The organism is Glutamicibacter sp. AGC46 (assembly GCF_053543715.1).
The window spans coordinates 493,556-495,155 of sequence record NZ_JBLVOJ010000024.1 but is presented as its reverse complement, the minus strand read 5'-3'; the positions used below and the strand labels follow the sequence as shown (position 1 = coordinate 495,155).

The 1,600-nt window shown below is 61.2% G+C and carries 1 protein-coding gene; it reads right to left on the bottom strand.

Annotated elements, in window-relative coordinates; translation table 11 throughout:
• Positions 1 to 32 precede the first annotated feature (32 nt).
• Positions 33 to 1,487: a catalase gene (locus tag ACNPM8_RS14280; RefSeq protein WP_448940047.1), complete on the bottom strand. Its 1,455-nt coding sequence runs from the start codon at positions 1,485 to 1,487 to the stop codon at positions 33 to 35.
• Positions 1,488 to 1,600 lie beyond the last annotated feature (113 nt).

The following is a 1,600-nucleotide window of genomic DNA, read 5'->3' as shown; positions in this document are numbered from 1 at the left end:
CGCGGCTGGCGTTTTCCGTGTCGGCTAGCGAATTACTTTTGGCGGACGTTGGCCTCGATCTTCGCTCCGGTATCGGCATCGATGTTCTTCCAGTAAGCGATCGCGTTGGACAGCACCGGCTCGATGACGCCATCCAGCGCCCCGGTGACGGTGTCCACCAGTTCGGCGCGCTGGGCATCATCCATCACCTCGCGGACCAGGATGCCGGGTTGTACGAAGTCCCCATCGTCCTTGCGCAGCGTGTAGGCCTCGCGGACCAGCTCGCCGTCGGACTCGAAGGAATTTTCCGCAGGTCCGGTTTCATCGCTCCATGAATCCCCGAAGGAGTTCGGCGCATAGACGCTGCGATCCCCGGTGTGATCGTAGGTCATGCTCCCCTCGAAGTTGTACGAGTGGACCGGGCACTTGGGCTTGTTCACCGGCAGCTGCTGGAAGTTGGTGCCGATGCGGTAGCGCTGCGCATCCGCGTACGCGAAATTGCGTCCCAGCAGCATCTTGTCAGGACTCATCCCCATGCCCGGGACCATGTTCCCGGGGGAGAATGCGGCCTGCTCGATTTGCGCGAAGAAGTTCTCCGGGTTCCGGTTCAGTGTCATGGTGCCGACCTTGATGCGCGGATAGTCCTTCTTGGACCAGACCTTGGTCAGGTCGAAGGGGTTGAACCGGTAGGTCTTGGCTTCCTCGTAGGGCATGATCTGCACGTACAGGTCCCACTGGGGAAAATTTCCGGCCTTGATGGCTTCGAACAGGTCGCGACGGTGGAAGTCGGCGTCGGATCCGGCCAGTGCCTCGGCCTGCGCCCCGCGCATGGTCTCGAACTTCTCGGACTGCTTGTTCAGGAAATGGTACTTGACCCAGAATTTCTCTCCGGCAGCATTGACCCACATGTAGGTGTGCGAGCCGTAGCCGTTCATTTCGCGCCAGGTCTTGGGCAGGCCGCGCTGGCCCATGATGTAGGTGACCTGGTGGGCGGATTCCGGATTCTGCGTCCAGAAGTCCCACTGCATGGTTCCATCGCGCAGCCCCGAATCGGGCAGCCGCTTCTGGGAGCGGATGAAGTGCGGGAACTTCATCGGGTCGCGCACGAAGAACACCGGCGTGTTGTTCCCGACCAGATCGAAATTGCCTTCGGAAGTGTAGAACTTCATCGAGAAGCCGCGCACATCGCGCCAGGTGTCGGGAGAGCCGAGCTCGCCGGCAACGGTGGAGAAACGCATCAGCGTTTCGGTTTTCACGCCAGGCTGGAACAGGGCCGCCTTGGTGTACCGGGATACGTCCTCGGTGGTTTCGAATTCGCCGAAGGCTCCGGAACCCTTGGCATGCGGGCGGCGCTCGGGAACGTTCATCCGGTTGAAATGCTGCAGGGTCTCGACCAGATGATGATCGTGCAGCACGATGGGGCCGTTGGCGCCCACCGTCAGCGAGTTGCGGTCGCTGGCCGCCGGGATTCCTGCTTGGGTTGTCGAGGTGGTTTCTTCACTGGCCATGTTTGCTCCTCAGCTAGGTGGTGCATTGGGAAAAGGGCGAGTACTGCCCATCATGCCACGCGAGGCGGGGGCGTTGAAGGGATGCAAAAAGGGCCCGAACCGTTGAACGGTTC